Genomic DNA, 26,382 nt, shown 5'->3' on the forward strand with positions numbered 1-26,382 from the left:
TCAGACAGGAAACATAAACATCACCCAGGACCAGAACAGCCAGAGTACGACAGACCAAACCACAAACCTCGTCAATGTCATTCGCTGACGGGGTTTTCTGCTTTTACCAGCCATTACTCGTGCCGATATAACCGACTTGGCTACCTTACGTACTCTTTTGGCTTTATCCGGATGGAGAAGTGCTTCATATTCCTTTCGTTGTTCCCGGCGTACCTCAGCCTTATTAGCCGTATCCGAAAAACGTTGCAACTGCTCACCCGTCAGCTCTTTTTCCGGTTCATATCTATGCCCAGGGTCAATATGTTTGCGAACGACAGCCATAATACCTCCCCCGATATGTCTTTGCCCGCCTGTAACCGATCTACTCTATATTCCTAGTATAGTCCGACTTTTGGTCAAAAAACACCCGGCCATAAGCCGGGTGTCAGAACCAGAGATCAGAAAGTGCCTGTTTTACAGTTCCTTATGAATAGGGTTATCCCTTGGTAGCTGGTGTGCAATGCCTTTATGGCAGTCAATGCAGGTCTGTCCTAACTCTTCAGCTTCCGCATGAATCTCCGCCGACACGGGTTTTTGCTTCACAAAATCCATGTATTCAAAATTGTGACAATTACGACATTCCTGAGAATCGTTCGCTTTCATCCGGGCCCATTCACTGGTTGCCATTTCAAAACGATGGTCTTCAAACTTCTTCCGGGTATCGATCACACCCACTATTTTGCCATACAGCTCTTTACTGGCCTGAATTTTACGAATCATCTTAGGTACAAATTCATGGGGTACATGACAATCTGGACAGGTTGCCCGCACACCAGAACGATTAGTGTAATGTATGGTATTCATGTATTCCTGATATACATTGTCTTCCATCTCGTGACAACTGATACAGAACTCTTCCGTATTGGAGTACGCCATCGTAACGTTAAAGCCAATAACGAAAAATGCACCGATACCAAACCCTATAACCAATAAGGCACCCAAAGCCATATGGCTCGGCTTCTTCAGCCACGCCCAGAGGCGTTTAATCCACTTCATAACACCTCCTTATTCACCAAACTTACCTGCTGGAGTAAATTCATTTTTAACCAAAGGCTTAGCATCAACCTGAGTCACATGACATTGTAAACAGAAATAACGACGAGGAGCGACTTCTGACAAGATTTTATTATCACGATCCATATAATGCGTCGGACTGACACGAGGTGCATTGGCTTTACGGTAGGTATTCACATCATGACATTCCAGACAACCATTATTACTGGGATTTAACTGAACCTGATCGGTAGAGTGAGGGATAAGCGGTGGCTGGTTTACATAATCCAGTCCTATTCTCTCCTGACTCTGAGGCACCTTTTTCTGGGTTGCCAGATCACTCTCCTCTGCTGCTCGTTCATCCCCGCGGAGTGAGCTTATTTCAGCGATTGCCGCGGTACTTACCAGTGCGGCCAGCAGTGCAGACACGACAAACTTATTCTTCATGTTTAGCTCCAGTTCTTGTTCTAAATTCGAATACTTTTTCTGAACATACATCAATACAGCGACCGCAACTCGTGCAATCCTGACTCATGATTCTTTTGTCACCCTGTTTCAGAGGCTGTCTTAAAATTTTCGGTTCCGGACAAACGTTAAAACAGTCCATGCAGTCATGACAGTCTTCACGCCTTACCGCAACAACCCGTATCATACTGTAGCGCCCGATAACACCGTAAGTGGCACCCAAAGGACACAAGTGCCCGCACCAGCCATGTTCAACCAGCAATAAATCAATAAGAAAGACAAAAACAACCAGTATCCAGCCAGCTCCCATACCAAAAATAAGCCCACGATGCAGCGCAGCCACCGGATCCAGCCATGTCCACAATACCGTTCCGGACACAGCACTGCCGAGCAGAATCATCAACAGCAGCCAGTAACGAATAGCCGGAGACCATTGGTAGCTAACTTTCAGTCCGGTTTTTCTGCGCAGCCACGCGGCCAGATCCGTCACCATACCCATCGGACATACCCAGCCACAAAATACTCTGGGTCCCGTAACAGCGTAAAATACCACAACAATAATACCACCCAGTATGGCTGTAGCTTCGGGCCAGAATCCACTCAGAATCGTCTGCATCAGCAACAACGGATCCGACATAGGGATCACGCCCAGCAATTCACTGGAGGAAAGGTTTCCCTGCAAAACACCCCATGCTGGTCCCATCATAAACAGGCTGATCACCAATAGCTGACATACTCGCCTCAATAGCAGAAACCGGTTTGCACGCCACCAGCCAAACTTTTTCGCAGCTTCTTTACCAGCATCCTTAGGTGCATGCTTAATGGTTTTTGGTTTTACCATCATTTACCTCTCCTGACACCATCGGGATTACCCATAGGTGCCCGTGTCGGCAGTTTAAGCTGATCCGGAATCAGGCTTTTACCATCATGCTTCGCCTTCTCTTCCCAGCCTAACCGGTAATGGTGACCCAGTTCTCCCTTCGCCAGCACTGTCGGCACAACTTTAATTGCCGACTCCTCCAGCACGCAGGCCGCTTCACACTTACCGCATCCGGTACAGATATCCGAATGCACTGTGGGAATAAATTTAGCATGAACGCCAGTGCGCTGGTTGCGAATGGGTTCCAGCGTGATCGCCTCATCGATCAAAGGACAGATACGGTAACAGACATCGCAACGCAACCCCTGCCAATTCAGACAGGTTTCATGGTCGATCAATACTGCCGTTCCCATTCTGGCCTGAGTAATATCGATGAGATCCGGATCCAGAGCTCCAGAAGGACAAGCCACTACGCAGGGGATATCCTCACACATCTCACAGGGGATCTGCCTTGCGGTAAAATAAGGCGTCCCGGTTGCAACCGGAGACAGCATCGTTGCCAGCTTCAGGGTATCGTATGGACAAGCCTGCACACATAACCCACAGCGCAAACAAGCCCTCAGAAAGTCCTGCTCATTCAGAGCGCCGGGAGGACGAACCGGTACACCGGAACCTCCGGTTGCCTTGCTCTGCTCCGACTGCAGAGCAAGAACAGAGGTAACTGCACCGACACCGACAGCCGTTCTCACAGCATCACGCAGAAAACGTCGCCGGCTGGCTGATGGTAAAGAATGCAGGATCTTCATTCTTCACTCCTTCTACGAGCCATTATGCTTTAGAGATCCTAACTGCACACTTTTTGTAATCCGTCTCTTTCGATAGCGGATCTGTCGCATCCAGCGTCAATTTATTGGTCAACTGACCGGCATCGAAAAATGGCATGAAGACCAGTCCTTCCGGAACCCGGTTACGCCCGCGAGTTTCTACCCGGCTGACCAGTTCACCACGACGTGACTGCACCTTGATTGCATCTCCGCGGCGCAACCCGCGTTTTCTGGCGTCTTTCGGATGCATAAAGATCACAGAATCCGGGAATGCCCGATATAGTTCCGGCACCCGACGAGTCATCGAACCGGTATGCCAATGCTCCAGAATACGGCCGGTACAGAGCCATAAGTCATATTCATCATCCGGAGATTCTGCCGGTGGCTCATAAGGCAGAGCAAAGATGACTGCTTTTTTATCCGGCTTACCGTAAAAAGCAAATTCTTCACCCTCTTTAACATACGGATCATAACCTTCCGAATAACGCCATAACGTTTCCTTACCATCGACCACAGGCCAACGCAGACCCCGAGCCTGGTGATACATATCAAATGGAGCCAAATCATGGGCATGACCACGGCCAAAATAGGCATATTCCTCAAACAGACCTTTCTGCACATAGAAACCGAAATGACGGGATTCGTCATTTAATTGCCCTTCTGCCAGTTCATCGAGACTGTATTTGTTAACTTCGCCGTTCGCAAATAACACATCAAACAATGTCTTACCGGCAAGTTCCGGTTTCTTATCAATCAGCTCCTGCGGCCAGACATCTTCCACGGTAAAACGTTTGGAAAACTCCATCACCTGCCATACATCTGACTTCGCCTCACCCGGTGCCTGCACCTGCTGACGCCAGAACTGGGTACGCCGTTCGGCATTACCATAAGCGCCTTCTTTTTCTACCCACATAGCTGTCGGCAGGATCAAGTCTGCTTCTATGGCCGTCACGGTTGGATACGGATCCGACACAACAATGAAGTTGGCCGGATCCCGGAAGCCCGGCAGACGCTCCTGGTTCAGGTTCGGTCCGGCCTGCATATTATTGTTACACTGCACCCAGTAAGCATTCAGTTTACGGTCTTTCAGCATACGATCCTGGAGTACAGCATGATATCCAGGCTTATCCGGAATGGTGCCCGGCGGTATATTCCACTTGGTCTCACACATCTCTCTGTGTTTAGGATTCATCACCACCATATCCGCTGGCAAACGGTGCGCAAAAGTGCCAACTTCACGAGCTGTACCGCAGGCAGACGGTTGTCCGGTCAGAGAGAACGGCCCACAACCCGGTTTGGAGATCTTGCCGGTAAGCAGGTGAATGTTATACACCAGATTATTCGCCCAGACCCCACGGGTGTGCTGATTGAATCCCATTGTCCAGTAAGAACAGACCTTTACTTTCGGATCCGCATACATTTCTGCCAGTTCAATCAGCTGATCTTCCGGTACCCCAGAAAGCCCGGCCGTATATTTTAGATCATACCGAGAGACGAACTTCGCATAATCGTCAAAAGTCATTGGTTTTGATTTACCGCTACCCGGATTCTTCGCGGCTTTTTCCAGCGGATGAGTCGGACGCAGACCATAGCCGATATCAGTCTCACCTTCACGGATATTAACGTGCTTATCCATAAACGCCTTGTTCACTTTATTATTAGAAATAATGTAGTGCGCAATAAAATTCAGGATTGCCAGATCAGTTTGTGGTTTGAAAATAATCGGATTATCCGCCAGCTCATAAGAACGGTGGCTGAACGTAGACAATACAGCCACCCGGACATGCTCTTCCGACAAACGGCGATCCGTCAGACGCGACCAGAGAATAGGGTGCATCTCTGCCATATTTGCCCCCCAGAGCACAAACGCATCTGCATATTCCAGATCATCGTAACACCCCATGGGTTCATCCATACCAAAGGTACGTCCAAAACCAACCACAGCAGAAGCCATACAATGCCGGGCATTCGGATCAATATTGTTGGAACGGAAACCAGCTTTATACAGTTTTGCTGCAGCATAGCCTTCCCACACCGTCCATTGCCCTGAGCCAAACATGCCTACGGAAGTCGGGCCTTTTTCTTTCAGGGCTTTTTTAAATTTTTCAGCCATTACAGAAAAAGCTTCATCCCAACTTACCGGAGTAAATTCTCCTTCTTTGTCATAGACACCATCAGTTTTACGCAGCAGCGGTTGAGTAAGGCGATCCTCCCCGTACATGATCTTCGGCAGGAAATATCCCTTAATACAGTTGAGACCCCGGTTTACTGGCGCATCCGGATCTCCCTGAGAAGCAACAACACGGCCATTCTGTGTCCCGACCAGTACACTACAACCGGTACCACAAAAACGGCATGGTGCCTTATCCCAGTGAACCTCATTATCCCGACCGGCAGCCTGAGCGATCGACGTCGGAAGCGTCACTCCCGTTACCGATGCTGCGGCAACCGCTGCATTTGCCTTTAAGAAAGTTCGTCTACTGACATTCATTTTTCGCTTCCTCAAGCTCACATTGCTCATCCATCTGATGGAATACCAAAGTTGCTGCTAATACTCCCGGCAGCTGTTTTATCTGATCAAAGGTGTCTGCGAGACTATTCCTGCTGTCACCCTCTATAACGACAACCATCTTTCCCGCGTCACTCATTGCCGGGACTTCAGCACCATTCAGTGCTTCTATGGCTGTTTTTACCTGCTCCAGTTGATCGGCTGCCGCATGCACGGCAAGGCTGCTAACGTGATATGTCATTTGTCTGTTCCAAGCCTGTTATTTATTGTTATTGCATCGACCGGACAAGGCCTGATACAGGCACCACATCCGGTACATTCATCCAGATTCACAACAGGTACAGCTATCTTTCCTGCCTGCAGGTGAAACTGAATCGCAGCATATCCGCACATATCACCACAACTGCGGCATTCGACTCCATGATAAGCAAGACACTGTTCTCCGATATCAGCGACCTGCTGCCATGGCAGCTGCGTTTGGGAAATAAAAACCGGTTCAGTGCAACCCTGTAGACACAACCCGCAGAAGGTACACTCCCCCCGATGAAAGTCGATTTCGGGGAATCCACCCTCTCCGCTGATAATGATGCCGGTTTCACACACACCAATACATTTCCCACAACGGGTACAGCTTTCGACAAAAGCCGGTTCTGCTACCGTCCAGGGCATACGCTCCGGAACCTGATTATTGATATGTGCCTTCGGTAAACGACTAAATAACCGGCGTCGTGTAATATCGACCAATCTCTATCCTGCTTGTCTGGTGATAGGTTTCTGTTTATTGTTAATAAAATCAGTCTAGGATCTGGAAGACAGGTATAAATACCCATTAAGGGGTAATTCACTCCAAGTCTTGAGCAAGATCAATTCTTCATCATCCCCGACTTCACACAATTGAACATTACGTCATCAAATCATGGTCAAATACAGATAAGGAAAAAATAATCGTGCGTAAACCCCAGGCATCTGTTACCCGAACAATCGCCCGAGCGATGATGCTTATCCTGCTCTTATCCGTTACTACAACAGGCATCACTCTGTTTGCCCTGTTTTCCAGTCTGGATGATGCTGGTGCGATTAATATTGCCGGTTCACTACGAATGCAGAGCTACCGACTGGCTCTTGATATAAAAACAGATTCAGAACAGTTCACCCGCCACCTGAACAATTATGAACAATCAATAAACGCACCGGCATTAAAATCACTCAACAACTGGATTACTCCTCAGCCATTGCTCGATAATTACAACCATCTTCTTACCCGTTGGCATGATCTGCAGCCCGCTCTGCAGTCGGATAATAATCAACCTTATCTGGAGAATGTGGCCGGATTTGTTAACCAGATAGATACCTTCGTTTCAGAACTCCAGAAGTTTGCCGAACTAAAACTGGAGTTACTGACCTTCTCGTATGGTCTGGGTTTTACATTGATTCTGCTGATCGCCTTCTACACTATCTTTTATACCCAGCGAAAGGTGGTATTTCCGTTAACACAACTTGTCATGGCCAGCAAGCAGATGCAGGAAGGTAACTTCCGTGTCAAACTGACGGACGGCATGCAGAATGAACTGGGAATTCTGGCTGATGCCTTTAATAACATGGCATCTGAGCTGGAAAAGCTCTATTCCGGACTGGAATTCAAGGTACAGGAAAAAACCCGCAAGCTGGAACATGCCAAAAATTCACTGGAAACACTTTACGGTTGTTCACAAGAGCTTTCCGTCAGCTACCTGAATGAAAGTAACTTCCAAAATATACTGCAACGCCTTTTAGCGACTGAAGGTCTTACCGCAGTCCAACTGACAGTAGAGGATGAACCGGGAGCGTACTGGCACATCAAAGCCGGAAAAGTTTCTGACAAAAAGGACTGGCATACTGAGCCTCTATGCCTGAATGACGAAATACTGGGACGGCTGGAATGGCAGCATACTCTTCCCTGCCCTGATAATGAACTGATCCGCAGTGTCAGCCAGATCCTTGCCCGAGGGGTGTACTACAATAAATCCCAAAAACAGACCCAACAACTGTTATTGATGGAAGAGCGAGCCACCATTGCCCGGGAATTACATGATTCTATCGCTCAGTCGCTCTCTTATCTGAAAATTCAGACCACTCTGCTGACCCGGAGCTTAAACAAAGCTAATCTGGAACAGGCAGAAGTCACCGCCAGAGAGATCGACCAGCAGCTCAGTGCCACATACACTCAGTTGAGAGAGCTACTCAGTACATTCCGACTGACTATCGGCAAAGCCAATCTGGGTGAGGCATTAAAAGAACTGCTCATGCCTCTGGAAGAACAGACCGATGCAGTCCTGACGCTGGATAATCAACTGGCTTCTCTGTCTTTGCGGGCAAATCATCAGGTGCATGTATTACAGATTATTAGGGAAGCGGTACTGAACGCTATCAAGCATGCCGAAGCGACCCGGATTACCATTAGTTGCCAGCAACAAGAAGAGCAGGTCAATATTACAATCAGTGACAATGGCTCCGGTTTCTGTACTGATGTGGAAAAGCTCAACCACTACGGCCTGACGATCATGACGGAAAGAGCTGATCGTCTGGACGGGAAGATCAATATAAACAGTAAGCCGGGGAAAGGCTGTCAGGTACAGCTTCTTTTCCCTCTGCAAAAATAACAAACACAGGAATTATTATGACCCTCTGGAACGTACTCATTGTTGATGATCATCCGCTACTGCGCCGGGGAATAAATCAGCTTCTGTCCTTTGAAGACGAATTTAATGTAATAGCGGAAGCCGGTAATGGTGCCGATGCCGTTGCCAGTGCCTGCCAGAATGAGCCGGATATGATTCTGCTGGATCTGAACATGAAGGGGATGTCCGGCCTAGACACACTAAAAGCTCTGCGTGAAGAAGGCATCACATCCACTGTAATAGTGCTGACCGTCTCCGATAGCCGTCAGGATATCCGTTCTCTTATTGAAGCCGGTGCTGACGGATATCTGCTAAAAGATACTGAACCAGATGAACTGATCAAATTGCTGAAACAGGCGATGAGCAGCGGCAGTGCCTATAGTCAGACTGTATTGGATGTCCTGAGCCACGCAAAACAAGGAGATGACCGGTTCAGCTCACTGACAGACCGGGAACAGGAAATACTGGAAGAAGTTGCTCAGGGTCTGAGTAATCGCCAGATTGCCGAACGCCTGTTCATCTCCGAGGCAACCGTAAAAGTACATATAAAAAGCCTGCTGAAAAAACTACAGGTAAAATCCAGAGTCGCGGCAACCGTACTTTATCTGGAAAGTAAGGGATAAGAATCTGATTGCTGCAGGAAGAACGTCTTTTTGTCCGGTGACTCGTATCTAAAAATAGATTTACACACTAAGAAACGGGCATATAGCCCGTTTCTGCTGATATGAACTGCAGTAAATAATCACAACAGATGCGCAAATTGAGGCATATAGTCAATATTTTCCTCTACCGTATCAAACAGAGCATCCTGCAGCAAATTGTCTGTCGTCACGACAGGATTGAGAATCAAAGCCCGGTGGGCAAGGTTAATATCTCCCGTTATAGCCGCTTCAATTGTCAGACTTTCGTACTCTTTCATCAATTGGATCTGGCGCTGGATATTCTCCGGAAAAGGAGTCACATTCAGCGGTAAAGGCCCGGATTTAGTGATCACGGAGCTGACTTCAACCGCACACTCATTCGGTAGTCCGTAGATGGTTCCGTTGTTACGGGTATTCACATGCATAATAGTGCGTTTGTCATTATAGATAGAGGCCATCAATTCACCGATAGATTCTGAATAATACAAGCCGCCACGCAACTCCAGCTCATCCGGCCTGACATCCAGAGCCGGATTAGGCCATTCAGGAACAGGGATACTGCTGGGAACAACCTTATCATTGCCCTTTCGGATCTCTTCCAGAACCTGATCATGTTTATCTTCCCCATTCAGCAATACCTGACAGGTAAAGATGAAATGATTAAGCCCGGCAAACTGAATCAAAGCCTCTCCCGGGCGGGCATTCAATAACGAGTTAATTCCCTGTTCCATAATCGCCGGAACATGACACAGCCCGACCACTTTGACGTGAGTGTATTTCAGTACAGCTTCCGTCACCATGCCGGACGGATTAGTGAAGTTCAGTAGCCAGGCTTCCGGACAGAGTTGTTCTATATCTTTACAGATATCCAGCATCACCGGGATGGTACGGCAGGCACTGGCAAAACCACTCAGTCCATTCGTTTCCCGGACAATCAGCCCATACTTCATGGAGACCCGCTCATCGCGAATACGACCATCCAGACAACCGGCCCGGAACTGCGAGCAGATAAAATCGGCTCCCTTCAATGCCCTTCGCCGGTCAAGAGTAACGAACAATTTGATTTCAGACCCTGATTTTCTCAGCGTCCTTTCAGCTTGTGCTGCAATAATATTGACTTTCTCCCAGCCTTCATCAATATCTACCAGCCACAATTCTTTTATTGGCAGCTCATCTTTTCGTCTCAGGAATTCGTTTACTACTTCTGGTGTATAATTTGATCCCCCACCAATAATCACAACTTTAAGGTAACCATCCATCTCCCGCCTCTTACGCAACTTTATCCTGAAGCTCATATTCGTTTTTCAACAACACAAATATCAGCAAAAAAATATTCCATAGAAAGGATAGACGATCTGATTCAAGCTGCCCGCCTTTGCACAAAAAATAAACAAATTCGTGTCATGGCGCAATTTTTACTCATTTTATTGATGTGCAATTTTGTGCATTAGATCTAAATTATAAGCTGAGGATCGCCCAAGTGGAAAAAAGCAGGAAAGATACTTATCCCAGAACACCCCGAGTCTGATCCCGGCCTTCATTCTTAGCCTTATACAGCTGTTGGTCAGCAACCTTGAAGGCTTTATCCGGAGAATAAGCCATTCGGGCAAACCCCAGCGAAGCCGTCACCGGGGGCTTGCTACCCATTGTGGCTATACTGGCTCTTAATCGGTCAAAGCAGACTTCAGCATGCTCAAAAGAATCGCATCTTAAAATGATCACAAATTCTTCACCACCAACCCGAAAGACATAATCGCGGTCACGAATTCCCTCTTTCAGTGCTGCAGCTACTCTACGGATCACATCATCACCCACATCATGACCGTAGTTATCATTCACATGTTTAAAAAAATCGATATCCAGAATACCGATGTAATAGTTTGCATTAACAAACTTGTGTTTAATCTTATTGAAATAAGCCCGGTTATACAGGCGGGAAAGTTCATCAATGTTGACCTTATCTTCCAGCTTCCGGGAGCGTTTATAGAATTCGTAATAAATATAGGTCGACACCATTAACACACAGACAAAAATAGTCAGAACCTGAGGCAGATAGTAAAGGAATTTTTCGGTCGGGCTAATAAAGTAGATCAAATACGCACTCTCAGTTCCATCTACTGCCGGAGCCTTCTTAAACAGGATCAAATGATCCTGATAATCAATAATACCGGACTCTTTGTAAATACTCGCTTTATCCAGTTCAATCCAGAGCTGTTCATCCCATTTATCACTTGTCAGAGGATAAGCAGTACGTCCTTCAGTGACAATACCTCCGTCAGAAAGATAAAAAACCCGTTCAAAACTGGCATAGCTGAATTTACTTTTATTGATATCCACCACCAGATAACCGGCAATTTGTTCATTCAGAACGACGGGGTAATAAAGAGTAAACACATCATCATTCAATCGGTTAACAAACGGTTGATCAAGATGAGTATTTTGATAGAAAAAGACCTCTACTTTACTGGCAAGGTAAGGTTGCAATTGATGGAAATGATTAACAGTCAGTAACTGCAGCGACTCTACAAATCCCTCCCTGCGGGAATCAAGGATCACAGCGATCAAATCATTGGTATGACTAACCTCTCTGCCAAGCACGAACTCCTGCCGGATTGTGTCACTTTCAACCAGACCGGCGTAGTCATCGATGAGTTCCGTTTCCTGTTTAAAAACAGATGTCCATACATTGATTTTGTCAAAAATATACGGATAAAGGGCTGATTCCAGATAAGATGTCGGGGTATTAACCAGAAAAATGACAGCAAAAATCACCATCAGCGATTTTAGCTCATGTCCGGCCGATCTTGTGTTATCAATACCTGAGTAATACACGCTCCACTACACCTGTCTGGTTGCCCGGCAGGTTCCATATACAACGAAAACAAAGCCAAAGAATTTTATACACGAGTTATATGACTGTTTTATTATGTAAAAATGTCATAACCCTAAAACGCACTCTTATTTAAACCAGATCATGCCATAGCCGATGTATGAGCAATCACACGCTGAGAATAGACGACCGAACGCTGCCGTGTCTGGGTCGGCGTTTCACCAAAGAGTTGTTTATAGTACTGATTGAACAGCCCTATATGATAAAAACCGTGTCCGATAGCCAGATCGGAAATACACAACTCCGAATTCGTGGACAACAATGCCCGGCGAATCTGATTCAGACGGCAATTTCGGACGTAGACCAGTGGTGAAATATCCAGCCCATATTCAAACGCGTACTGCAGTGTTCTCCGGCTGACACAGGCAATCCGGCACAATTCATTCACTGTCAGCGGGTATTCTCCTGTCTGTGCCATATGTTTTTGGATCCGCTTAATTACCACCATTCTGGCAGAACGGGTTTCTTTCAGAGTCTGTAAATCCGGCCCGGTGATCTGTGCCAGCAGATCTGTAATTGCTGATACAATTAACGGTCTGATGTGTTTCAGACGGCTCTGATGTCCGAGTGATGCGACTGGACTGAAAAGAAGAGAATCTTCTGTCAGCAAAAGACGAATAAGCTTTGCCAGTTCATAGCTAAGCTGTGGGCAGGCATTTGTAACCAGAATATCCTCCGGATGTCCCAGCCATAACTCAGTATCCAGCCCCGTGAGCTCATCCGCTATCGTCTGTTTATTCAGAACCAGTCCAAAAATATGAAAATCAGAAGGAGTGACCAGTTCAAACTCAACATGAGACGGACGAACCATCAATTGGCCCGGCAGCAGTTGATTAGCGTTAATTCTGGGGCTCTGACACTGCTGAGAAAAACCAATCCATAAACTATCCTCACCAACACAACAGTGCTGCAGTAATGCCTGACTAGTAAACTCTTCAAACAGGTGGATCCCTCCCAGATTCAGTTCATCCAGATAGCCCGAGAAAGTCCCTCTACTATGCTGCTCATAATGCTGTTCCCAGCGCACCAGACTCTCAGCCTGCTGATTGGCATCATAGGCGTACGATCTGCACCGCATTGGTGCAGATGAATTCTCTTCATGAAGCATATTGAAAAATTTCATATTCAACAACTCTCAAAACCAGTGCACCATTTCAAAGCAGAACACTCATTAACTAATTGATAAATAATGTTATATAAAATTTGCGCAAATACGATATGCCACTGGAACGTAACTGGCATTACATCTGAGCAGTAACTTAGCAAAGTTCAGGCCGCCCAAAACCGGCTGACCATTTTGTATTGTGAGGTATACCGTGGCGAAATATCGTTACCAGCTTGGTGACCAGATTTATCAGTTTCAGACATTAGCCGAAGTAATGGCAAAAGCATCTCCGCTTCGATCCGGTGATCAACTGGCAGGAGTAAGTGCACACTCTGCTGAAGAGCGAGTAGTCGCACAGATGCTTTTGGCGGATCTTCCGCTAAGGGTTTTTCTTGAAGAGCCTTTGATTCCGTACGAAAAAGATGAAATCACCCGGTTGATTGTTGATGAGCACGATGCTCTGGCATTTATCGAAATTTCGCATCTGACCGTGGGTGATTTCCGTAACTGGTTACTGCAAGAAACAACCACTCACATAGAACTGGAACGAGTACGCGCTGGTATCACACCGGAAATGGCTGCAGCTGTCTGCAAGATCATGAAAAATCAGGATCTGATACTGGTTGCTAAAAAATGTCAGGTTATTACCCGATTTCGCAACACTATTGGCCTGTCCGGCCACCTGTCAACCCGCTTGCAGCCTAATCATCCGACCGATGACGTAAACGGGATCGCAGCCTCTCTGTTTGACGGGCTGATGTATGGTAACGGAGATGCTGTGCTGGGAATTAATCCGGCCACAGACAGTGTGAGTCAGGCGATCAAACTGATGAATCTGATGGATGAAGTTATTCAGCACTACAGAATCCCGACCCAGTCCTGCGTTCTTACCCATGTCACAAATACAATTGAAGCTATTGAACGCGGTGCCCCGGTTGACCTGGTGTTTCAATCAATCGGAGGAACCGAAGCAACCAACAGTGGTTTTGGAATTAATCTGAACATTCTGGCTGAAGCCTACGATGCCGCTCTAAGCCTTAACCGGGGGAGTGTTGGTAATAATGTGATGTATTTTGAAACCGGACAAGGCAGTGCCTTGTCTGCCAACGGACATCATGGCATCGATCAGCAAACCTGCGAAGCACGGGCTTATGCTGTTGCCCGTAAGTTCAACCCGCTTCTGGTCAATACAGTGGTAGGTTTTATCGGCCCGGAATATCTATTCGATGGTAAACAGATCATTCGCGCTGGACTGGAAGATCACTTCTGCGGAAAACTGCTCGGCCTGCCCATGGGCTGTGATATCTGCTATACCAACCATGCCTATGCCGACCAGAATGATATGGATAACCTGCTGACCCTACTCAGTGCAGCGGAATGTTCTTTTATCATGGGTATTCCCGGTTCTGATGACATCATGCTGAACTATCAGACCACATCTTTCCATGATGCACTGTATGCCCGTCAGTTATTCGGTTTACGTCCTGCCCCCGAATTTGATACCTGGCTGAAAGAAATGGGTATTTCCCCCGCCGAAGGACAGTGCCAGCTTTCAGATAAACTACCAGAACCTTTTTCCTTGCCTCTACAACGGCTTCAGGAGGCATCATGAGTAATATCACCCCAATTAATAAACTTGTACATGACGATCCGTGGAAGAAACTGCGTGAATTTACCGATGCCCGTATCGGTATTGGCCGTGTAGGTACCAGCATACCGACCAGTGAAATGCTTAAATTTCAACTGTCTCACGCACAAGCCATTGATGCTGTACATGTTCCTCTGGATACACAGGCGCTAGGCGGACAACTGGAATCAACACCCTGTCTGATCCCTTATCTGCCTGCATTATGCCTGCACAGCGAAGCACGGGATCGTATGGAATATCTGCAACGTCCGGATCTGGGTCGAAGACTGAACGAAGCATCGCTGTACCAGTTACAGCAATATCATACTTCTGATGAACCTTATGATCTGGCTATCGTAATTGCTGACGGACTTTCCTCCTATGCCATTACCAATCACGCCAGACCATTTCTGGAACGACTGATCCAGATGCTGCACCGCGATCCGGCAAAAGAATGGAAGATTGCTCCGCTCTGTATCATCGAACAGGGACGAGTAGCTGTAGGCGATGATGCCGGTGAAACCCTAAATGCCAAAGAAGTCTTACTGCTGGTAGGAGAGCGACCCGGATTGAGTTCTCCCGATAGTATGGGCCTCTACCTTTCCTGGTCTCCTAAAAGAGGAATGGAAGAATCTTTGCGCAATTGTATCTCCAATATTCGTCCGGAAGGACTGAGTTATGACATTGCCGCTCACAAATGTTTCTACCTGTTAAGGGAATCACACCGAATTCAACTGACTGGCGTCGGACTGAAAGATCGTTCTGACGATGGTCAGCTAGAACATACTGAAAAACAGCAATTTTGCTTAACCAATTAATCAATATACTTTTTACTTAATGAATGGAATCACGATTATGACCGAAAAATTAAAACCAACATTAGGTACCCTTCACTTATGGGGTATCGCCGTGGGACTGGTTATTTCCGGGGAATACTTTGGCTGGAGTTATGGCTGGGGTGTGGCGGGAACACTAGGCTTTCTGATCACAACCGCACTTGTTGCACTGATGTATACCTGCTTTATCTTTAGCTTTACTGAGCTAACTGCAGCTATCCCTCAAGCAGGTGGACCTTTCGCCTACAGCCGCCGTGCTTTTGGTGATACCGGTGGTCTGATCGCTGGTTTTGCAACTCTGATCGAATTTGTATTTGCTCCACCAGCCATTGCAATGGCCATCGGTTCGTACCTGAATGTGCAGTACCCAGGCCTAGATCCTAAAATTGCTGCTGTTGGCGCTTATATCGTCTTTATGGGACTGAACTGCCTAGGCGTGAAACTTGCTGCGACCTTCGAACTTTTCGTGACTATTTTGGCCGTTATCGAGTTGCTTGTCTTCATGGGTGTTGTAGCACCAGACTTTAGTGTTGCCAACTTCAGTGCGAATGGCTGGGCCGGTAGTGAAACCTTCGGTATGGACGCAATGACAGGTATCTTCGCCGCTATCCCATTCGCTATCTGGTTCTTCCTAGCTATCGAAGGCGCAGCAATGGCTGCAGAAGAAGCGAAGAATCCAAAACGTACCATTCCTGTCGCTTATATCACAGGTATCCTGACTCTGGTTGCTCTGGCTATCGGTGTAATGGTATTTGCAGGTGGTGCAGGGAACTGGCAGGAACTGTCTGGTATCAATGACCCGCTTCCACAAGCAATGAAAATGGTAGTTGGAAACAACTCTAACTGGCTGCACATGCTGGTATGGATTGGTCTGTTTGGTCTGATTGCCAGCTTCCACGGTATTATCCTTGGCTACTCACGACAGTTCTTTGCACTTTCCCGTGCTGGCTACCTGCCTACGGGTCTGTCTAAGCTGTCTGGCTTTAAAACACCACAAAGAGCCATTTTTACCGGCGGTATCATCGGCATCATCGCTATCTTCAGTGACGGTGTCATCAACCTGCAGGGCATGAGCCTGACTGCAGCAATGATCACTATGGCAGTATTTGGTGCTATCGTAATGTACATCATGAGCATGCTAAGCCTGTTTAAACTTCGTCAGAGCGAACCAGAAATGGAACGCAGCTACATGGCTCCGGGCTACCCAATCGTTCCGGCTATTGCACTGGCCTTATCGGTCGTCTGCCTGATTGCGATGGTCTGGTTTAACCCAGTTATTGCCGCAGTATTCACCGTAATGATGCTGCTCGGCTATGCATACTTCCGCGCGACAAAAGCTCAGCGAGAGGAAGCCACCCCTGAAATGGCATTCGCCAACGAATAACTGTTTATTTTTAAAGGATACAACGGCAGGTACAGCACAGACTGGCCTGCCGTTTTTTATCCGCATTTTCCTCACTGAAAATACGCCAAATGTTTATTAGTAAATGCCGACGCTTGACCTACTATAAAATGGGTACCAACCATGAACATATAGGAGGTGAGTATGAGCTTAGTACCTCGTGAATCCTGGCCTGATCTGTTCAGTGTATTCGACCATGATTTTCCCAGCCTGAGAAGCCGGTTTAATCTGGGGGCTTTCTCTCCCAGACTGGATATCCTAGAAAAGGACGACAAGTTTGAAGTACAAGTCGAGCTACCGGGTGTAAACAAAGAAGACATTACTTTATCCTGCAAAGACAAAACACTGACTATTGAAGCAAGTACAGCAAGAAGTGATGAAACCAAAGAAGGCGACAGAGTTATTCATAAAGAGCGCTATGAAGGAAAGATGATCCGAAGTTTTACACTAGGCGACAATATACGCCAGGAAGACATCGACGCTTCATTCAGTGACGGTATTCTGAAAGTCACTATTCCGAAAACCGAACCCAGACAGGAAGAAGTCAACCGAATTGAGATTAAATAAGCAAAACCTGAGCCGGCAGTAATGTCGGCTCTTTTATATGAAAAGCATATTTTTGATGTTAAATATTAATCACATATAACAGCTTACAGAACTGACCCGCCAGAAGAGATTTAAGGGTTGGTTCTGAAATCAACACGTCATCCCATTGCCCTGATTTTTCGAAATATTTTTGAGCCACCAGTAGTGAGATTAGCCGTTCCCGGCGAGGAAATTTAAACTGCTCCACCCAAGAATTCGCATTAGCAATAATGTCTAATGCTTCCTCTTCGTGTTCCAGATAGTAGTTCATTTTCTGTAGCAGGTCTGAATAATCATCTTTAACTTCTATATAGTGCACGCCCGCTTTCAACTTCCCTTCCATAAACCAGGTTTCATATTTTGGTTTCGGCATAATGCACACCGAATTAGATGACATGATCCATTTCAGATTAGTTGCTACATCCTTACCTTCCAGACTAATAATAAATTTATAGTTAAGCTGCTCACTGACAGTCATTTTTCTGGCAAAATGACTTATATCATCATCAACACTTGCTTTCTTTATGTCAACTCGGGCGACATCCAACCATGGATGGTCTTTAAATTTTCTGACCAAATCACGTCTGTTCTGACGAAAGCCGTCCCCACGCCAAACAGCCATCGGTTTTTTATCCTGGAAACGGATTTTGTCACGTATAAAATTATAATGCCGTACCCGGTTTAATTTGAGTAGAACCGAATGACTATTGGTATCAGAAATTGGACGACTTTTAAGGAAAGAAGGAACTTCAGGAACATCCACCACATCACCGTTAATATAGTGAAAACGAAAAGAATCTGGAAAACATTTAATGACTTTATACAGATCAATATAATAAGCGCTTCCTCCCGTCTGCCGATATTTTTCTACCATTGTCATATGAGTATCAACCGTAAATGTTGAACGTAACTTATTGTAGTAATTAACCCGCTTCATAATGTAATAAGTATTATGCAGATTCTGTTCTGCAAGACGATTCCGGCAGTACCAACGTAATAATGCAGGAGGAATAAGAAAGAACAAGAAGCTGAAAATATAATAAAAAAACCGGTTCAATCTCATAATGTTCCCTATCTTTTCCTGCAACACAGACTCATTCCTGAAATCCAAACTCAACTTGTGCTACAGAAAAAGAAGATTGGATATTTACCCTGTCTTCTGCCTCCAACCACCAAAAAGAGGTCTCCGGATTCAACTTCGGATATACGGTTTCTCCAACCATAGGTGTTAATAAGTGTGTTCCTGCATACTCTGCCTCTGCAATCAAATCGTGAATGGGTTCATCCCATTTATGGGTAAACAGCTCAAATGTAGACCAGTGAACGGGAAGCAACTTGTCGGCTCCCAAATCCTGAAATGCCTGCAAAGTATGGTAAGCCTGCATATGGCCACAATTTTCCACTGGATAGCCTTGCCCGTTTTTCACATTGGCAGCAACCTCAATACAGGCCAAGTCAAAATGACCTAGTCTTTGCCGGATCTCTTTAAAATGAGTATCGTAAGCAGAATCTCCACTAAAGAAGACTGAACCTGAACCACTACAAAATGCCCAAGAACACCAAAGCGTCTTATCATTATCAAATCCGGTTCGTCCAGAGTTGTGATTTGCCGGTGTGGCAGTAATATTAATTCCATTCACATTCACAGATTCCCACCAGTCAAATTCATGGATTTTATCCGGATGAATTCCCCAATTTTCCAAATGCAACCCAACACCTAACGGTACGAAAAAACGCACTGGCTTATCGGCATAATATTTAATGGTTGATTTTTCCAGATGATCATAATGATCATGAGAAATAACAATCAGGTCAGGTAATGGAAGCGATTTTTTGTCAGCAGGTAAATCAAGGTTTCGGCTAAACCAAGGCTTTCCAATCAGGGGAGCCGCATAATTAAATACAGGATCAATCAGAATACGAGCATGGTTCATTTCAAGAAACAGGCTTGAGTGTCCAAGCCAGGTAATCCGGAATGCATGGCTTCTCTTTTTTAGAAGATGGATATCCAGCTCTGCGTGAGGAAGAGGCATGTTAGGCTTGAGTTTGGAACGACGAAAAAAAGAACATACATTCAGATACGTTTTACTGCCTCTATAAGGCGTCTTAGGCATACGACCAATAACTTTACCATTGCAAAACTGAGACGAAGATTCCATCCGTACTTGCCGAAGCTTCTGGCTGGCATTCAGCTCTGTCCGACTTAATCCCCGAAAATAGTTCGCAACACCCAAAAAACCTAACACTGAAAACATTGAAGCTTTTACTGCACCAGCACTCATATCCGACCTTATTGGCTGTAATAGAAGTCTTGTTAAACCCATTTTAAGCAGTTGAATATGTCGTTTTAGTGACTAATTACCCCGGATATTTGAATCTTATGTTGCAGTTCAAATCCCCGATAGCCCGTTAATGAAATAACCGGCACAATTATGCAAAAATAAACTAAACAAAAGGCAGTGCTTATGTTGTAATCAAGCGGTTATATATTTGTAAATTCCGGTAATAAAATAAACAGTTGAAGAATAAATCAAGGAATATAGGAATATGGATAAGAACACGACTCATACGGCGACACCTCAGGCTCCTAACGGGTTCGTGATTCCGTTAAAGAAGGGGCCTTTCCAGAATAATGGCGCTTCCCCATGGTATGCAGAACTGGGAGTAGGGTCTCCGGCGCAAATGTTGAAATTTTCTTTTGATACCGGCAGCAACTTTAACTGGGTCACCTCATCACTGTGCGGCAAGGAAGGATGCATCCACTATGGGGGGGAACAATTTGATTTTTCATTGTCACATACCTTCGCCTGGCTTAATCATCAATCCATTACTGTCGATTTTGGCCCTTGGGGAGCCATGCAGGTCGGATCCGGTTACGATAATATCATCCTCAATGATACGACTACATCTGTTGCTATACCCAGTGATATATATCTGTCCCAGAAGTATACCGGTTCTCAATTTGCAGAACTGAACTGGGATGGCGGCATCGGATTGCCCAGCTACAGCTATCAACCGATTTCAGATCCTTCCCGGTTGAAAATGTACCGGGGAAACCATTGTGAACGTCAGGCTAACTTTCATTTCATGCGTTCTTTATTGCAGAAAAATATCATCAGCACGGCTTATCCTTATGTCAGTTTTGAAACCGATCCTCTAACCAAACAGGGAAAAGCCATATTCGGCCAGCTTGATGCTGCATATGCCGACTCTAAAGAATATTTGTTCCTGCCCTGGGATCGTTATGCCGCAAATGAGGCCGTAGCGTCACTCTATTACATATGGACAACACCTCTGACATCCATGTCTATTGGCACTTATCCGCTTTGCCGGGCAGACAAGACCGATAAATACTGGTTCTGTCTGGATTCCGGTTCCTCTCAGTTTAAAGGGGACACAGATATTATGTTTCATGCCTACCAGCGTGCAACGCTTCTGAAAGAAGATGTGACTATCTGTACCCCGAAAAATAGTCTTTCAGAAGAAGGAACTCTGGTCATACCGGCGTCACTTTACAGTGTAAAAATAGAAGCAGGAGAGTTTGAAGGTCATCAGGTTCCACAATTTGAACCAATGGAAGGGCTAGATAATCTGGTTCTTGTTGGCTCAGTACTGATGGACAGCCTGTACACCGTTTATGAGTACCAGATAAACACTGAGTTACGTCTGGAGCCGGTAGGAATGTGGATATTTAATAAAAAAGACGGTCCTAAAATCATTCAGACACAGCAACCGACAGCAGCGGCAATTTTTAACAATGCCCGTTGTAGTATGCCTCTTTCCCTGAACGGACGCTGGGTTAATAGCTATAACTCACAGATGGATCTGATTACCGAACCGACAGGCGAGATATTCGGTACCTACTCATCAACAACCGGGGCATCAGGAAGCTATCTTGTCTACGGCTACTGCTCGCCGAATAACCCAACCAACGGACAAGGCCAACCTGTTGCTCTTTCCATTACCTGGAGACCTTTCGACTCTCAAACAGAGAATGACAGCTGGCACTGGGTTTCAACCTACTGTGGACAGTTACTTCTGTCTTCTGATGGAGAGCATGCATCAAACCATTATGAGCTCTCTGTGGTCAACTCTCTGGTTGCCACGACGCCATATGATGGTGCGGCACTGGGAAACTATATTGATAAACTGTCTTTTTATAAGGAAACCGATTCTGGTGAATATTCTCCGGAACACATCAGAGAAATGTTTCTCTCAGATTCTGAAATTGAGAACCCGGTTAACGGAGCATGGGCAGACGAGGATAACGCTCTCCGGCTCAGACTTTCCGTTGTCAATGAGAAGAGCGGCCTGCTCTGTGCTGAATTAATACAAGATAAACAAAATATCAGCCTTAAAGGATTCACCGATACATTGCCATTGGCCAGTACAGAAAGGCAGAGTATTACCCTTTCCGGGATGAGACAAGGTAATACCGATACCCCAATCTCTCTCAGCGGCTACCTGAACCGACAAAATGAACAACTGGTTTTGACTTATTGGTCTGCCTGTGGCACATCAGAAGAGAACGCTTATTTACAAACAAACGCTTGCAATGCCTTGTTCCACCGGGAACAACTATGACCAGAATAATTATAAAATTACGAGGGGAGATGTTTTGAAATGAACCTCAGTACAGTATTTGATCAAAAAGAACACGACAACGTCATCATCGAGTGTTTTTCTCACTTATGGCAACATTCGGTTGATTTTATGTTTATCATGGCAGTGGAAGAAAACGGAGAATTTTCACTTTATGATAATAATCCGGCTTCCAGAGCAGTAATGGGAATTGATCCTGAACAATCAATTCACCGCTACAATATCCGGGAAACCTGGGGAGATGAGGTCGTTGAAGGCCTCTATATCACTTATCAGAAAGCCATCAACGCCCGCAAACCTATTTCTGCCGATCAGTTTGCAACCACTGCCGATGGCCCTATTTATGTGAATACTCTTTTTGTACCTATTTTTGACGATAACGATAATCCTCTGTTTGTCTGTGGCGTCAGCCGGGATGTTTCACAAATAAAAGAAGCCGAACAGATTGCTGTTTCGGCTAATGCCAAGCTGAAAGAATACTCTCAAGCGCTGGAAAATATTAACACTGAGCTGGATAACAAGGTAAAAAGACGCACACAGGAACTGGAAAAAATCACAACGGATCTGAAAGTTGCTCTTGAAGCAAAATCTTCTTTTGTATCCCATATGAGCCACGAAATCCGCACCCCTATAAATGCCATGCTGGGACTAAGCAAGCTGCTGCAGACAACCCGGCTTGATGATACTCAGCAAGACTATGTCCATAAAATTCTGGATGCCGGGCATATTCTGATGGGAGTCATCAATGACATCCTTGATTTTTCTAAGATTGAAGCAGAAAAACTGCAACCCGAATGTATCCACTTTGATCCAAAAAAAATGGTCATGCAGGCATCCGATATTTGCAAAATCAAAGCAGATGAAAAAAATCTGGAGTTTATTCTGCATATTGATCCTTCCATACCCCGTAGCCTGATGGGTGATCCCCTGCGTATTCAGCAAATTATCATCAATCTGCTCAGCAATGCTGTAAAGTTTACGGAAAACGGTACTGTCTCTCTGGAAGCACATTATGATCCGACGATCCCCGGCTCGGCTTATTTGCATATGGTTGTCAGTGATACCGGTATCGGTATCTCGCAGGAACAGCAGCAGAATCTGTTTACCCCCTTTACTCAGGCAGACAGCAGTATCACCCGTAACTATGGCGGCACTGGGTTAGGGCTTGTGATCAGTAAAAAACTGTGTGAACTGATGGGTGGCTCCCTCAGTGTTAACAGTGAGCCAGGACAAGGTTCCCGGTTTACCATACGGCTTCCACTGGCTCCTGCCTTACAGACAGAAATAGTCGACTATCCGGAACAAGCACCCTCCCCCATGAAGGACTTGTCTGCTTATAAACTACTTCTGGTTGATGACAACCCCATCAACCAACAGGTTGCAGCCGGTTTTTTACAAGACAGTGGAATACAAATTGATATTGCTGATAACGGTGAGGCCGCAATAGAAAAGATCAGGCTCAATACCTACGACATTATTCTTATGGATCTGCAGATGCCGAAACTGGACGGCATCTCCGCCACGCGTCATATCCGCACCCATTTTAATATGAGTATTCCTATTATTGCGCTGACAGCTCATGCCAATGATTCAACAATCCGTGAGTGTCTGAAGAACGGTATGAACGCCCATCTGAGCAAACCTCTTGATGCAGACAAACTGTACGCTCTCCTGACGGAATATCTCGATGCTCAGCCGGACATACTCAGAAAACCCGTCAGTATACCAGAAAGAGCATTGGGTCATTCTGACTGTAAACCGTTGATCCACAAACTGTCGACTATAGAAGGACTTGATGTCACAAGAGCCCTGCACACCCTACACCATGCTGATAACCTGTTTCTGTCCCTGATCCAATCGTTTTATAACCGCTATATCGATAGCTCATTACTGACACAGCATACTGAAACACTATCAAGAACTCAGCTGACGGATGAAATCCATTCTCTGAAATCCAACAGTGCTTACATTGGTGCACTGGACTTGTCATCCAGGTGCGCCATAGTGGAGCAAAAACTGCGTACAGGAGAGATATCTGTCGATGTTATTCCTGTTATTGACCAGCTAAAAGCTCTGATCACCAGCCTGAAACCCTTACTTTGTACAGAACGTGAGAAACAACAAAACTCCGAACAGAAATTGATGTCTCTGACAAGCTGTTTGGATACGATGAGCCATCAACTGGCACAATCTGATTTTCTGGTGGAACAAACCTTGCTTAATATAAAATCTCAGATATCCGATAGCAGCGAACTATCAAAAAGCATCGCGTACATCAGCTCATTAGTAGAAGAAGTTGAGTTCGAGAAAGCATTAGAGATATCCAAATCTATAGTCACTGGTTTCAGTAATACAGGTATAGTCGCAGATGGAAATTAACCAGCGCATTCTTATTGTTGATGATGAGGTAATCAACCTAAAGGTTCTGGGTGAACTTTTCCGCAACAAAGTACAGATCACACTGGCCAAAGATGGATATCAGGCATTACGTAAAGCTGTTGAAGTGAAACCCGACTTGATCCTGCTTGATATAAAAATGCCAAAACTGAGTGGATTCGAAACACTAGCCAGACTACGCCAGAATCCGGAAACAGCCCATATTCCAGTAATCTTTATATCCGGTCTGGATGATGAAAGCTATGAAGAGAAAGGCCTGAAATTGGGAGCCGCAGACTATATTTTTAAACCATTTAATCCAGCCATTGTTCAGGCTCGGGCCCGTACACATCTGAAACTGGTTCAGCAAACCAGAACACTAGAACGATTGGCCAATTCCGATGCCCTGACATCGCTGGCAAATCGTCGCCAATATAACGAAATACTCAATAAAGAATGGCATATCGCACTAAAAGAGAATATCCCGATTACCATTGCTATTTTTGATGTCGATAATTTTAAGCAGTTTAATGATCAGCATGGTCATGACCACGGCGATTTACTACTGCAAAAGATATCCGAACTATTACAAGAACATTTTAACCATCCACGGCATCTGGTTGCCCGTTTCGGTGGCGAAGAGTTTGTAGTACTACTGCCTGAATCCGGCCGTGAAGAAGCATTTCCGCTCATCCAGCAATGTCTGGAAAAGATAAATGAACATAGTGAAGTCACCCTGAGTGCCGGTGCGGCTGCATGCCACCCCGCAGAACAAGCATGTTCCCGCTCAAAGCTGTTTTCTTTTGCCGACAAAGCACTCTATCTTGCCAAAAATCAGGGTAAAAATTGTGCCGTATGGTCAGAGAAAATATTTGGTTGAATCCCCGCCCCTTGCAAAAAGAGCGGGAGATATGGAAGTTAGTACTTACTTTGTAGCCCGACGAGCTTTCACTGCGTCAGCCAGCTGACGCAGTACTGTCTCAGTATCTTCCCAGCCAATGCATGCATCAGTAATTGACTGACCATAAGTCGGAGCCTTTCCATCAACCAGATCCTGGCGGCCTTCGACAAGATGAGATTCAATCATCACCCCAAAAATAGCCTCTTCGCCACCAGCAATCTGTCCGGATACATCATCAGAAACGACCATCTGGCGCTGATATTGTTTAGAGCTGTTTGAGTGACTGAAATCAATCATTACTTTTTGCGGCAAACCGGAAGCTTCCAGTTCAGATTTAATCGTCCTGACATGCTCAGCACTATAATTAGGCTCTTTACCACCACGCAGAATGATATGACAATCAGGGTTACCTGTGGTTTCCACAATTGCAGACTGGCCGAATTTAGTAACAGACAGGAAGTGATGAGAAGATTCCGCTGAACGGATCGCATCCGTTGCTATCTTAATATTACCGTCTGTACCATTTTTAAACCCAACCGGACAAGATAAACCAGAAGCCAGCTCACGGTGTACCTGAGATTCGGTAGTACGAGCACCGATCGCTCCCCAACTGATCAGATCTGCCATATATTGCGGGGTAATCATATCCAGAAACTCACCGGCAGTCGGCATCCCCATGTCCGTCAAATCCAGCAGCAGCTTACGTCCCATGCGCAGACCATCGTTCAATTTATAGGAGTTATCCAGATACGGGTCATTAATCAGCCCTTTCCAGCCAACAGTAGTACGCGGCTTTTCAAAATACACACGCATGACGATTTCAAGGCGGTCACCCAATTCATCGCGCATTTTTTTCAGGCGTTGCCCGTATTCCAGAGCAGCTTCCGGATCATGAATAGAGCAAGGCCCGATGATCACCAGCAGACGATCATCTTCATTGGATAAAATATTGTGGATGGCCTGACGCGCCTGATACACAGTACCAGATGCAGACTCTGTCGCCGGAAATCTTTCTAAAATGGCAATAGGTGGCAAAAGTTGTTTGATTCGGTTAATACGTACATCGTCTGTCTTAAACATCGTTACTTCTGATTCCTGTGTTTTATTGCA

At 45.7% G+C, this 26,382-nt stretch carries 23 protein-coding genes; 9 read left to right on the forward strand and 14 right to left on the reverse strand.

The window, feature by feature from the left end; all coding sequences use genetic code 11:
- From CSW98_RS07630 to napF, 8 genes are all read right to left on the reverse strand, one after another.
- On the reverse strand, window positions 1-321 hold the full coding sequence (locus CSW98_RS07630) for a hypothetical protein (RefSeq protein ID WP_100799873.1): 321 nt from the start codon (window positions 319-321) through the stop codon (window positions 1-3).
- Window positions 322-453: 132 nt separating this feature from the next.
- On the reverse strand, window positions 454-1,035 hold the full coding sequence (locus CSW98_RS07635) for a NapC/NirT family cytochrome c (RefSeq protein WP_100799874.1): 582 nt from the start codon (window positions 1,033-1,035) through the stop codon (window positions 454-456).
- Between the two features lie 9 nt (window positions 1,036-1,044).
- Window positions 1,045-1,479, reverse strand: coding sequence for a nitrate reductase cytochrome c-type subunit (locus CSW98_RS07640; RefSeq protein WP_100799875.1), 435 nt, complete (start codon window positions 1,477-1,479; stop codon window positions 1,045-1,047).
- Entirely contained in the window at window positions 1,469-2,341 is an 873-nt protein-coding gene (gene napH, locus CSW98_RS07645; RefSeq protein ID WP_232733489.1) for a quinol dehydrogenase ferredoxin subunit NapH, read from the reverse strand. The genes CSW98_RS07640 and napH overlap by 11 nt, the downstream gene beginning before the upstream one ends.
- A complete protein-coding gene (napG, locus tag CSW98_RS07650; protein WP_100799876.1) occupies window positions 2,338-3,123 on the reverse strand; it encodes a ferredoxin-type protein NapG in 786 nt (261 codons plus the stop codon). Before napG ends, napH begins: the two co-directional genes overlap by 4 nt.
- A gap of 22 nt (window positions 3,124-3,145) precedes the next feature.
- Entirely contained in the window at window positions 3,146-5,632 is a 2,487-nt protein-coding gene (napA, locus tag CSW98_RS07655) for a nitrate reductase catalytic subunit NapA (RefSeq protein ID WP_100799877.1), read from the reverse strand.
- Window positions 5,619-5,891: a chaperone NapD gene (locus tag CSW98_RS07660; protein ID WP_100799878.1), complete on the reverse strand. Its 273-nt coding sequence runs from the start codon at window positions 5,889-5,891 to the stop codon at window positions 5,619-5,621. The genes napA and CSW98_RS07660 overlap by 14 nt, the downstream gene beginning before the upstream one ends.
- The gene (napF, locus tag CSW98_RS07665; protein WP_100799879.1) at window positions 5,888-6,394 is read right to left on the reverse strand and encodes a ferredoxin-type protein NapF; all 507 of its coding nucleotides are present in this window, start codon (window positions 6,392-6,394) and stop codon (window positions 5,888-5,890) included. The genes CSW98_RS07660 and napF overlap by 4 nt, the downstream gene beginning before the upstream one ends.
- A 203-nt stretch (window positions 6,395-6,597) precedes the next feature.
- Here napF and narQ point away from each other — a divergent pair, with 203 nt between their 5' ends.
- Complete coding sequence (gene narQ, locus CSW98_RS07670; RefSeq protein WP_198517308.1) at window positions 6,598-8,289, forward strand: nitrate/nitrite two-component system sensor histidine kinase NarQ; 1,692 nt, start codon at window positions 6,598-6,600, stop codon at window positions 8,287-8,289.
- A gap of 17 nt (window positions 8,290-8,306) precedes the next feature.
- Window positions 8,307-8,930 (forward strand): response regulator, encoded by a 624-nt coding sequence (locus tag CSW98_RS07675; protein ID WP_100799881.1) that lies wholly within the window; start codon window positions 8,307-8,309, stop codon window positions 8,928-8,930.
- Window positions 8,931-9,049: 119 nt separating this feature from the next.
- Here the strand turns inward: CSW98_RS07675 and CSW98_RS07680 are convergent, their stop codons facing one another.
- The 3 genes from CSW98_RS07680 to CSW98_RS07690 form a co-directional block, all read right to left on the reverse strand.
- On the reverse strand, window positions 9,050-10,207 hold the full coding sequence (locus CSW98_RS07680; protein WP_100799882.1) for a family 4 glycosyl hydrolase: 1,158 nt from the start codon (window positions 10,205-10,207) through the stop codon (window positions 9,050-9,052).
- 244 nt (window positions 10,208-10,451) lie between these two features.
- The gene (locus CSW98_RS07685) at window positions 10,452-11,780 is read right to left on the reverse strand and encodes a GGDEF domain-containing protein (RefSeq protein ID WP_100799883.1); all 1,329 of its coding nucleotides are present in this window, start codon (window positions 11,778-11,780) and stop codon (window positions 10,452-10,454) included.
- A 140-nt stretch (window positions 11,781-11,920) separates the two neighbouring features.
- Window positions 11,921-12,961 (reverse strand): helix-turn-helix domain-containing protein, encoded by a 1,041-nt coding sequence (locus tag CSW98_RS07690; RefSeq protein WP_100799884.1) that lies wholly within the window; start codon window positions 12,959-12,961, stop codon window positions 11,921-11,923.
- Window positions 12,962-13,217: 256 nt separating this feature from the next.
- Here CSW98_RS07690 and CSW98_RS07695 point away from each other — a divergent pair, with 256 nt between their 5' ends.
- The 4 genes from CSW98_RS07695 (at window position 13,218) to CSW98_RS07710 (ending at window position 17,375) form a co-directional block, all read left to right on the forward strand.
- Window positions 13,218-14,555 carry an ethanolamine ammonia-lyase subunit EutB gene (locus CSW98_RS07695; protein WP_232733499.1) on the forward strand — a complete coding sequence of 446 codons (1,338 nt, stop codon included), beginning with the start codon at window positions 13,218-13,220 and terminating at the stop codon, window positions 14,553-14,555.
- Window positions 14,552-15,388, forward strand: a complete 837-nt coding sequence (eutC, locus tag CSW98_RS07700; protein ID WP_100799886.1) for an ethanolamine ammonia-lyase subunit EutC — start codon at window positions 14,552-14,554, stop codon at window positions 15,386-15,388. The genes CSW98_RS07695 and eutC overlap by 4 nt, the downstream gene beginning before the upstream one ends.
- A 37-nt stretch (window positions 15,389-15,425) precedes the next feature.
- Window positions 15,426-16,790 (forward strand): ethanolamine permease, encoded by a 1,365-nt coding sequence (gene eat, locus CSW98_RS07705; protein ID WP_100799887.1) that lies wholly within the window; start codon window positions 15,426-15,428, stop codon window positions 16,788-16,790.
- 162 nt (window positions 16,791-16,952) lie between these two features.
- Window positions 16,953-17,375 carry an Hsp20/alpha crystallin family protein gene (locus CSW98_RS07710; RefSeq protein WP_100799888.1) on the forward strand — a complete coding sequence of 141 codons (423 nt, stop codon included), beginning with the start codon at window positions 16,953-16,955 and terminating at the stop codon, window positions 17,373-17,375.
- Window positions 17,376-17,433: 58 nt separating this feature from the next.
- Here CSW98_RS07710 and CSW98_RS07715 read toward each other — a convergent pair whose 3' ends face one another.
- On the reverse strand, window positions 17,434-18,456 hold the full coding sequence (locus CSW98_RS07715; protein ID WP_100799889.1) for a glycosyl transferase family 90: 1,023 nt from the start codon (window positions 18,454-18,456) through the stop codon (window positions 17,434-17,436).
- A 31-nt stretch (window positions 18,457-18,487) separates the two neighbouring features.
- Window positions 18,488-19,675, reverse strand: a complete 1,188-nt coding sequence (locus CSW98_RS07720) for an MBL fold metallo-hydrolase (RefSeq protein ID WP_100799890.1) — start codon at window positions 19,673-19,675, stop codon at window positions 18,488-18,490.
- Window positions 19,676-19,940: 265 nt separating this feature from the next.
- Here CSW98_RS07720 and CSW98_RS17550 point away from each other — a divergent pair, with 265 nt between their 5' ends.
- Genes CSW98_RS17550 through CSW98_RS07735 form a run of 3 tightly spaced genes read left to right on the forward strand, consistent with a single transcriptional unit; the run spans window position 19,941 to window position 25,251 of the window.
- Window positions 19,941-21,977, forward strand: a complete 2,037-nt coding sequence (locus CSW98_RS17550; protein WP_157810363.1) for an avidin/streptavidin family protein — start codon at window positions 19,941-19,943, stop codon at window positions 21,975-21,977.
- A gap of 39 nt (window positions 21,978-22,016) precedes the next feature.
- Window positions 22,017-24,374, forward strand: a complete 2,358-nt coding sequence (locus tag CSW98_RS07730) for an ATP-binding protein (protein ID WP_100799891.1) — start codon at window positions 22,017-22,019, stop codon at window positions 24,372-24,374.
- The gene (locus tag CSW98_RS07735) at window positions 24,364-25,251 is read left to right on the forward strand and encodes a GGDEF domain-containing response regulator (RefSeq protein WP_100799892.1); all 888 of its coding nucleotides are present in this window, start codon (window positions 24,364-24,366) and stop codon (window positions 25,249-25,251) included. Before CSW98_RS07730 ends, CSW98_RS07735 begins: the two co-directional genes overlap by 11 nt.
- 45 nt (window positions 25,252-25,296) lie before the next feature.
- On the opposite strand, the gene aroG is transcribed toward CSW98_RS07735, so the two are convergent.
- Window positions 25,297-26,352, reverse strand: coding sequence for a 3-deoxy-7-phosphoheptulonate synthase AroG (gene aroG / locus CSW98_RS07740; RefSeq protein ID WP_100800044.1), 1,056 nt, complete (start codon window positions 26,350-26,352; stop codon window positions 25,297-25,299).
- Between the last annotated feature and the right edge of the window lie 30 nt (window positions 26,353-26,382).

Source organism: Vibrio sp. HA2012, assembly GCF_002812955.1.
Classification (GTDB): Bacteria; Pseudomonadota; Gammaproteobacteria; order Enterobacterales; family Vibrionaceae; genus Vibrio.

Excerpts from the sequence above, each read along its gene's own strand:
- CSW98_RS07630 (WP_100799873.1), bottom strand. The coding sequence starts at position 321 with ATGGCTGTCGTTCGCAAACATATTGACCCTGGGCATAGATATGAACCG.
- CSW98_RS07635 (WP_100799874.1), bottom strand. The coding sequence starts at position 1,035 with ATGAAGTGGATTAAACGCCTCTGGGCGTGGCTGAAGAAGCCGAGCCAT.
- CSW98_RS07640 (WP_100799875.1), bottom strand. The coding sequence starts at position 1,479 with ATGAAGAATAAGTTTGTCGTGTCTGCACTGCTGGCCGCACTGGTAAGT.
- napH (WP_232733489.1), bottom strand. The coding sequence starts at position 2,341 with ATGATGGTAAAACCAAAAACCATTAAGCATGCACCTAAGGATGCTGGT.
- napG (WP_100799876.1), bottom strand. The coding sequence starts at position 3,123 with ATGAAGATCCTGCATTCTTTACCATCAGCCAGCCGGCGACGTTTTCTG.
- napA (WP_100799877.1), bottom strand. The coding sequence starts at position 5,632 with ATGAATGTCAGTAGACGAACTTTCTTAAAGGCAAATGCAGCGGTTGCC.
- CSW98_RS07660 (WP_100799878.1), bottom strand. The coding sequence starts at position 5,891 with ATGACATATCACGTTAGCAGCCTTGCCGTGCATGCGGCAGCCGATCAA.
- CSW98_RS07675 (WP_100799881.1), top strand. The coding sequence starts at position 8,307 with ATGACCCTCTGGAACGTACTCATTGTTGATGATCATCCGCTACTGCGC.
- CSW98_RS07680 (WP_100799882.1), bottom strand. The coding sequence starts at position 10,207 with ATGGATGGTTACCTTAAAGTTGTGATTATTGGTGGGGGATCAAATTAT.
- CSW98_RS07690 (WP_100799884.1), bottom strand. The coding sequence starts at position 12,961 with ATGAAATTTTTCAATATGCTTCATGAAGAGAATTCATCTGCACCAATG.
- CSW98_RS07695 (WP_232733499.1), top strand. The coding sequence starts at position 13,218 with ATGGCAAAAGCATCTCCGCTTCGATCCGGTGATCAACTGGCAGGAGTA.
- eutC (WP_100799886.1), top strand. The coding sequence starts at position 14,552 with ATGAGTAATATCACCCCAATTAATAAACTTGTACATGACGATCCGTGG.
- eat (WP_100799887.1), top strand. The coding sequence starts at position 15,426 with ATGACCGAAAAATTAAAACCAACATTAGGTACCCTTCACTTATGGGGT.
- CSW98_RS07710 (WP_100799888.1), top strand. The coding sequence starts at position 16,953 with ATGAGCTTAGTACCTCGTGAATCCTGGCCTGATCTGTTCAGTGTATTC.
- CSW98_RS07715 (WP_100799889.1), bottom strand. The coding sequence starts at position 18,456 with ATGAGATTGAACCGGTTTTTTTATTATATTTTCAGCTTCTTGTTCTTT.
- CSW98_RS07720 (WP_100799890.1), bottom strand. The coding sequence starts at position 19,675 with ATGAGTGCTGGTGCAGTAAAAGCTTCAATGTTTTCAGTGTTAGGTTTT.
- CSW98_RS17550 (WP_157810363.1), top strand. The coding sequence starts at position 19,941 with ATGGATAAGAACACGACTCATACGGCGACACCTCAGGCTCCTAACGGG.
- CSW98_RS07730 (WP_100799891.1), top strand. The coding sequence starts at position 22,017 with ATGAACCTCAGTACAGTATTTGATCAAAAAGAACACGACAACGTCATC.
- CSW98_RS07735 (WP_100799892.1), top strand. The coding sequence starts at position 24,364 with ATGGAAATTAACCAGCGCATTCTTATTGTTGATGATGAGGTAATCAAC.
- aroG (WP_100800044.1), bottom strand. The coding sequence starts at position 26,352 with ATGTTTAAGACAGACGATGTACGTATTAACCGAATCAAACAACTTTTG.